Raw genomic sequence first — 7,423 nt, forward strand, 5'->3', positions numbered from 1 at the left:
CTCGGGGTTATTGGGGTGGCATCAGCGTTCTCAGGTTAACTCGGACCGTAACCCCTGGCAAGTTAGGGGGTCGCTCCCCTTTGCCCCATAAAAGGGCAGTGACCCAACAGGACCGCCAGCCGGCTTCATTCCATCCACACCAGGGTCGCCATGCGCCCGGTACGGCGGTCACGACGATGCGAGTACAGGTCCGGGTCGGCCATGGTAGAAACCGTGCCGCCATGGATGTTGAGCGGGTCCAGCCCCGCCGCCTGCAGCCGCTGCCGGGCAAGGGCGAACAGGTCCACTTTCCAGTGCCCTTCGCGGGTGGCCACAAAGGCTTCTTCCGCGCCCGGGTCGTGGCCGACGAAGGCGTGGTAGACCTCTTCGCCGATCTCATAGTCCTGCGGGCCGGCCGCCGGACCCAGCCACGCCCGCAGCTGCGCCGCCGGCGTGTTCATGGCGGACACGGTGTCTTCCAGCATGCCGTCGGCCAGGCCACGCCAGCCGGCGTGCGCCGCACCGATCTCGCTGCCGTCGGCGGCGGCGAAGACCACCGGCAGGCAGTCGGCGGTGAGGATGGCCAGCACCACGCCCGGCACCGAGGTCACCGCGGCATCGGCCACCGGCTCGCTGGCGCCGGCCACCGGCGCTGCGTCGAAACGCAGCACGGTGGTGCCATGCACCTGGCGCAGCCAGTGCGGTGCCGACGGCAGGGACAGGCCCTGCTGCAGCATCTGCCGGTTGTGCTCGACGTTGGCCGGGGTATCACCATCGGCTGCGTGCCGGTTGCCCAGGTTGAACTGCGCGAACGGCGCCGGCGAGATGCCCGCGCCATGCCGACGCGTGGTCAGCGCGCGGACGCCCGGGGGCGCCGGCCAGTCGGCCTGCAGCAGCGGCAGCGCGGCGTCCATCACCAGCGGTCCCGCTCGCGCTCGGCGAAGGCCGCGCTGTCTTCGCGCAGCACCTTCATCAGGTGCAGCATGTCGGCCGGCACCGGTGCGGTGTTGCGCACCTGCTCGCCGGTGATCGGGTGCACGAATTCCAGGGTCTCGGCGTGCAGGGCCTGGCGCTTGAAACCGCGCAGGGCGGCAACCAGCTCCTCGCTGGCACCCTTGGGCAGTTTCAGCGCGCCGCCGTACAGCGGGTCACCCACGATCGGGTGGCGGATATGCGCCATGTGCACACGGATCTGGTGGGTGCGGCCGGTTTCCAGGCGGCACTCCAGCGCGGTGTGCGCACGGAAGCGCTCGCGCAGGCGGTAATGGGTGATCGCTTCCTTGCCGTCCTCACGCACGCCCATCTTCAGGCGGTCGCGCGGGTGGCGGTCGATCGGGGCATCGGCGGTACCGCCGGCCACCAGTGCGCCCATCACGATGGCCAGGTACTGGCGGTGCACGTCACGGGCGGCCAGCTGCTCGACCAGTGCGGTCTGCGCTTCCAGGGTGCGCGCCACGACCATCACGCCGCTGGTGTCCTTGTCCAGGCGGTGCACGATGCCCGCGCGCGGCAGCACCGCCACCGACGGGTCGCGGTACAGCAGCGCGTTGACCAGGGTGCCGCTGTGGTTGCCGGCGCCCGGGTGGACCACCAGGCCGACCGGCTTGTTGATCACCAGCAGGTGCTCGTCCTCGAACAGCACGTCCAGCGGGATGTCCTCCGGCTGGGCGTCGGTCTGGGTTTCCATCACCACGGTCAGGGTGACGACTTCACCGCCGCGCAGCGGATCGCGCGGGCGGGCCTGGGCGCCGTCCAGCAGCACATCGCCGGATTTGATCCATTCAGTCAGGCGCGAGCGCGAGTATTCGGGGAACAGCTCGGCCACGACCGCGTCGAAACGACGGCCGGCGGAGGTGTCGGGGACGATGGCCTGGCGGGCCGATTCGGAGGATTGTTCAGACATGGCAGGGGGGTATCTTCGAAATTTTGGGGTCCGGTCGACCGGTTTCAGTCGCTGGACAGGACACTAGGCTATCATCGACCCTTCGTATTCCAGACGCGTCCCGCCTTGACCCCATGATCCGACGCTCCTCCATGCTCTCTGCGCCCGTCCGCCTCACCGCCCTGCTGCTGGTGCTGGTCATCGCCGCCACTGGTTGCCATCGCGGCGCCAAGGGTGATCGCCCCGATGAAGGAACGCCGGTCGAACAACTGTACGACAAGAGCCACTCGCTTATGCAGGGTGGCAACTGGAGTGGCGCCGAAGCCAGCTTCCGCCGCCTGGTGGCCCAGTACCCGTACGGCCCGTACACCGAGCAGGCGATGATCGAAACCGCCTACGCCCAGTACAAGGCCGGCAAGCACGATGACGCCGTGTCGAGCATCGACCGCTTCATCCGTACCTACCCGACCCATCGCAACATCGCGTACCTGTACTACCTGCGCGGCCTGGCCAACTCCAACCGCAATACGGTTTTCCTGCGTCGCGTATGGTCACTGGACCCGAGCCGCCGCGATCTGTCCACGCCGCACCAGGCGTATTCGGACTTCAACATCGTGGTCGACCGCTACCCGAACAGCCGCTACGCCGCCGATGCGCGCCAGCGCATGATCGAGCTGCGTGACGTGTTCGCCCAGCACGAGCTGGACAACGCCCTGTACTACCTGCGTCGCGGCGCCTATGTCTCGGCCGCCGGCCGCGCCAACTACCTGCTGGAAACCTACCCGCAGAGCGCCTTCCAGTACGACGCCGTGGCGGTGCTGGGCGAGTCCTACACCCACCTGGGCAACAAGACGCTGGCCGACGACGCCCGTCGCGTGCTGACGCTGAACCAGCCGCAGCACCCGTGGCTGGAAGGCAATTGGCCGAAGTACCCGTGGATGATCCGCAAGCTGAACCCGTTTGCCGGCGAGAAGTCGGCCAGCACCGGCCAGCGCAACGCGCGGCTGGAAAAGAAATAAAGAAAAGGGCCCCGCAAGGGGCCCTTCTTCTTTATCCACGCATGGCGTGGATCTACGGTAGAGCCACGCCATGCGTAAATGGCCCAGTAGAGCCACGCCATGCGTGGATGGGATAGCCCGGTAGCGCCGGGCCATGCCCGGCGCCCCCGTTACCTCACCCCTTGTACCCATTGCTGATCGGGTACCGGCGCTCGCGGCCGAACGCCCGGCGCGAGACCTTCGGGCCCGGCGCGGCCTGGTGCCGCTTCCACTCGCTGATGCGCACCAGGCGCAGCACGCGGTCGACCACGGCCGCGTCGTAGCCGGCGGCCACGATCTCCGTGCGCGACTGCTCCTGGTCCACGTAGCGGTACAGGATGCCGTCCAGCACGTCGTAGGCCGGCAGCGAATCCTGGTCCAGCTGGTTGTCGCGCAGCTCGGCCGACGGCGGGCGGCTGATCACCGCCGGTGGGATCACCGGCGCGCCGCCCACGGTGTTGCGCCACTTGGACAGGCCGAACACCTCCGTCTTGTACAGGTCCTTCAGCGGCGCGTAGCCACCGCACATGTCGCCGTAAATGGTGGCGTAGCCGACCGCGTACTCGCTCTTGTTGCCGGTGGTCAGCAGCAGGCCGCCGAACTTGTTGGCCAGCGCCATCAGGATCACGCCACGGCTGCGCGACTGCAGGTTCTCTTCGGTCACGTCCGGCGTGGTGCCTTCGAACATCGGCGCCAGCGCTTCCATCAGGCCCTTGAAGGCCGGCTCGATCGAGACCGCTTCCAGCTTCACGCCCAGCGCCTCGCACTGCTCGGCGGCCAGGTCGTTGGACATGCCGGCGGTATAGCGCGACGGCAGGCGCACGGCGGTGACGTTCTCCGCACCCAGCGCGTCGACGGCCAGGGCCAGCACCAGCGCCGAATCGATGCCGCCGGACAGGCCCAGCCACACCTTCTTGAAGCCGTTCTTGCGGCAGTAGTCCTGGATGCCGCGGGTCACCGCACGCCAGGCCAGCGCATCCATGCTCTCATCGCCATCGTCCATCCAGACGTGCGGCAGGAAGCGGCGGGTTTCGCCGTCGTAGTCCACCACCAGCCACTGGTCGACGAAGGCCGCCGCCGCCGGGTGCACGGTGCCGTCGCCATCGGCAACCACCGAGGCACCGTCGAACACCAGCGCATCCTGGCCACCGACCACGTTGAGGTAGGCAATCGCCGCCCCGCTCTCGCGGGTGCGGGCGGCCAGCACCGCATCGCGCTGGGCATGCTTGCCACGCTCGTACGGCGAGGCGTTGGGCACCACCACCAGCTGCGCACCCTCGCGCACGGTGTCGGCCAGCGGCTCGGCGAACCACAGGTCCTCGCAGATCAGCAGGCCGACCGGCACGCCGTTGACCTCGAACACGCAGCTGCCGCCGTCCGGGTCCACGTCGAAGTAGCGGCGCTCGTCGAACACGGCGTAGTTGGGCAGCTCGCGCTTGCGGTAGGTGCGCTCGACCAGGCCGTCACGCAGCACGCTGGCAGCGTTGTAGACCACCGCACCGGCGGCCTGCGGCCAGCCGACCACGGCGGTGATGCCGCGGCAAGCGGCGGCGATGCGGCCCAGCGCCTGCTCGCACTCGTACAGGAAGCCCGGACGCAGCAGCAGGTCCTCCGGCGGATAGCCGCTCACTGCCAGCTCGGGGAACATCACCAGCTCGGCGCCGTACTCCTCGCGCGCCTGGCCGATCATCTCGATGATGCGCTCGGTGTTGCCGGCGACATCGCCGACGGGAAAGTCGAACTGCGCCATCGCGATGCGGATCGAAGCCATGGGAATCCAGCCTGTGGTTGCAATGCGGCCATTGTAACGCCGGGGTCAGATCCCTTTTTCGCAGCAGAGGGATCTGACCCCACACCAGACGCAGAAAAGCCGCCCGGAGGCGGCTTTTCTGTTTCGAGCAGCCGGCCAGCGGCCGGCTCTACAGCATCGTCTGCCGGAGGCAGTCGATCTTATTTCACCAGCTTGGCGATGGCAGCGCCCAGGTCGCCCGGCGAGCGGACGGTGACGACACCGGCAGCTTCCATGGCGGCGAACTTGCCTTCAGCAGTGCCCTTGCCGCCCGAGGCGATCGCACCGGCGTGGCCCATGCGCTTGCCGGCCGGAGCCGACGCACCGGCGATGAAGCCGACGACCGGCTTCTTCACGTGGTTCTTGATGTACTCGGCGCCGGCTTCTTCAGCGTCGCCGCCGATCTCGCCAACCATGATGATGCCTTCGGTCTGCGGGTCTTCGTTGAACAGCTTCAGGCAGTCGACGAAGTTCAGGCCGTTGATCGGGTCACCACCGATGCCGATGCAGGTGGACTGGCCCAGGCCGACTTCGGTGGTCTGCTTGACCGCTTCATAGGTCAGGGTGCCCGAACGCGACACGATGCCGATCTTGCCCGGCTTGTGGATGTGGCCCGGCATGATGCCGATCTTGCACTCACCCGGGGTGATGACGCCCGGGCAGTTCGGCCCGATCAGCACGGTGTCCGGGTGGGCACGGGTCAGCACGTTCTTGACGCGCAGCATGTCCAGCACCGGGATGCCTTCGGTGATGCAGACGATGACCGAGATGCCGGCAGCAGCGGCTTCCAGGATCGCGTCAGCCGCGTACGGCGGCGGCACGTAGATGACCGAAGCGTTGGCGCCGGTGCTCTGCACGGCGTCGGCAACGGTGTTGAAGACCGGCAGGTCGATATGGGTGGTGCCACCCTTGCCCGGGGTCACGCCGCCGACAACCTGGGTGCCGTACTCGATCATCTGAGTGGCGTGGAAGGTGCCCTGCTGGCCGGTGAAGCCCTGCACGATCACCTTGGTGTTCTTGTTGATCAAAACAGACATTGGAATTCCTTGGTGTCGGTATCAGGCAGCGTTCTTGACAGCTTCAACGATCTTCTTGGCGCCATCGTTGATGTTGTCAGCCGGGATGATGGCCATGCCGCTGTCACGCAGCAGCTGCTTGCCTTCTTCCACGTTGGTGCCTTCCAGGCGGACCACGACCGGAACCTTGACGCCCACTTCCTTCACGGCGGCAATGATGCCTTCGGCAATCATGTCGCAGCGGACGATGCCGCCGAAGATGTTGACGAAGATGCCTTCGACCTTGTCCGAGGACAGGATCAGCTTGAAGGCTTCGATGACGCGCTGCTTGTTGGCACCGCCGCCCACGTCCAGGAAGTTCGCCGGCTCGCCGCCGTTGAGCTTGATGACGTCCATGGTGGCCATGGCCAGGCCGGCGCCGTTCACCATGCAGCCGATGTTGCCGTCCATGGTGACGTAGTTGATGTCCAGCTCCGAAGCGATCACTTCGGTCGGGTCTTCCTGGGTCTTGTCGCGCATGGCGACCAGGGCCTTCTGGCGGAAGGCGGCGTTGTCGTCGCTGTCGAACTTGCCGTCCAGCGCGTACAGGTTGCCGTCGTCCAGGATGGCCAGCGGGTTGATTTCAACCAGTGCCAGGTCCTTTTCGTTGAACAGGCGGTACAGGTTCACCATGATGCTGGCGAACTGGCCGGCCTGCTTGGCGGTCAGGCCCAGCTTGAAGCCGAAATCACGGCCGTGGTAACCCTGCACGCCTTCGACGAAGTCGACGTTCAGCGAGTGGATCAGCTCCGGGGTTTCAGCAGCGACCTGCTCGATCTCCACGCCGCCTTCCGAAGAAGCGATGTAGGTGATGGTCTTGGTGCCACGGTCAACCAGCACCGACAGGTACAGTTCCTTGACGATCTCGCCGGCGGTGGTCACCAGCACCAGGTTGACCGGCAGTTCAACGCCTGCGGTCTGGTAGGTGGCCATCTTGGTGCCGAGCATCTTGGCCGCAGCGGCCTTCACGTCGTCAGTGGTCTTGCAGAACTTGACGCCGCCAGCCTTGCCGCGGCCGCCAGCGTGGATCTGCGCCTTGACCATCCAGGGACCCTGGCCCAGGGAGTTGGCAGCTTCGACTGCTTCGTCCGGGGTCGCCGCGACCTTGCCGGCCGGGACCGGGATGCCGTACTCGGCAAGCAGCTGTTTTGACTGGTATTCGTGGAAATTCATGCGTCACCGTGGGAATAGGAACGACCGCACGCAATTCCTCAGGGGCCCCGGCGGGGCGCCGGCATGGACCGCGGCGGGCCCACTATTGTGGCCGAGCCAGCGCCGGGGCGCAAAGAACCCGGGACAAACGGCCAGACCCGGCCAGATTTCCACGTTCATTCAGGCAGTTGCGCCGCCCCGGCGGGGTGGGCCCGTGGGCCCGGCCCGGTCCGATTGCGCAGGAAACCGCTTCCACAGGCCTATACTGGGGGCCGTCGCGTCGAGGTAGAGTCGAGGGCGGCGGGGCCGGGGGGGGGGGGGGCGGGGGCCGGGGGGGCGCAGACCCCAACCGGGGGCGCCACCACGCGGGGGGGGGGGGGGGGGGGCCCGGGGGGGCCCCGCCGCCGGGGGGGGGGGGGGGCGCGGGGTCGCGCCCCCCGCGGGGGGCGGGGCCCCCCACCCCGATAGCCAAGGGGTCGGATCCCTCTCGCAGAGAGCGCTCTGACCCCATGGCAGGCCTCAATACAGA

The 7,423-nt window shown here is 67.5% G+C and carries 6 protein-coding genes; 1 reads left to right on the plus strand and 5 read right to left on the minus strand.

Features of this window, described 5'->3' with window-relative positions:
• Positions 1 to 125: 125 nt before the first annotated feature.
• Positions 126 to 893, minus strand: a complete 768-nt coding sequence (gene pgeF, locus ACVOK1_RS19625; RefSeq protein ID WP_406234987.1) for a peptidoglycan editing factor PgeF — start codon at positions 891 to 893, stop codon at positions 126 to 128.
• Positions 893 to 1,882 (minus strand): 23S rRNA pseudouridine(1911/1915/1917) synthase RluD, encoded by a 990-nt coding sequence (gene rluD / locus ACVOK1_RS19630; protein WP_108769766.1) that lies wholly within the window; start codon positions 1,880 to 1,882, stop codon positions 893 to 895. The genes pgeF and rluD overlap by 1 nt, the downstream gene beginning before the upstream one ends.
• A 113-nt stretch (positions 1,883 to 1,995) precedes the next feature.
• Between rluD and ACVOK1_RS19635 the strand changes: the two genes are divergently transcribed.
• Positions 1,996 to 2,880, plus strand: a complete 885-nt coding sequence (locus ACVOK1_RS19635; RefSeq protein ID WP_200752480.1) for an outer membrane protein assembly factor BamD — start codon at positions 1,996 to 1,998, stop codon at positions 2,878 to 2,880.
• 154 nt (positions 2,881 to 3,034) lie between these two features.
• Here the strand turns inward: ACVOK1_RS19635 and ACVOK1_RS19640 are convergent, their stop codons facing one another.
• The 3 genes from ACVOK1_RS19640 to sucC form a co-directional block, all read right to left on the minus strand.
• Positions 3,035 to 4,669, minus strand: coding sequence for an NAD+ synthase (locus ACVOK1_RS19640; RefSeq protein WP_108769768.1), 1,635 nt, complete (start codon positions 4,667 to 4,669; stop codon positions 3,035 to 3,037).
• 179 nt (positions 4,670 to 4,848) lie between these two features.
• Positions 4,849 to 5,724 (minus strand): succinate--CoA ligase subunit alpha, encoded by an 876-nt coding sequence (gene sucD, locus ACVOK1_RS19645; RefSeq protein ID WP_108760494.1) that lies wholly within the window; start codon positions 5,722 to 5,724, stop codon positions 4,849 to 4,851.
• 21 nt (positions 5,725 to 5,745) lie between these two features.
• Complete coding sequence (gene sucC, locus ACVOK1_RS19650; RefSeq protein WP_079222939.1) at positions 5,746 to 6,915, minus strand: ADP-forming succinate--CoA ligase subunit beta; 1,170 nt, start codon at positions 6,913 to 6,915, stop codon at positions 5,746 to 5,748.
• Positions 6,916 to 7,423: the final 508 nt, after the last annotated feature.

It is taken from the genome of Stenotrophomonas sp. STEN087, assembly GCF_056759115.1.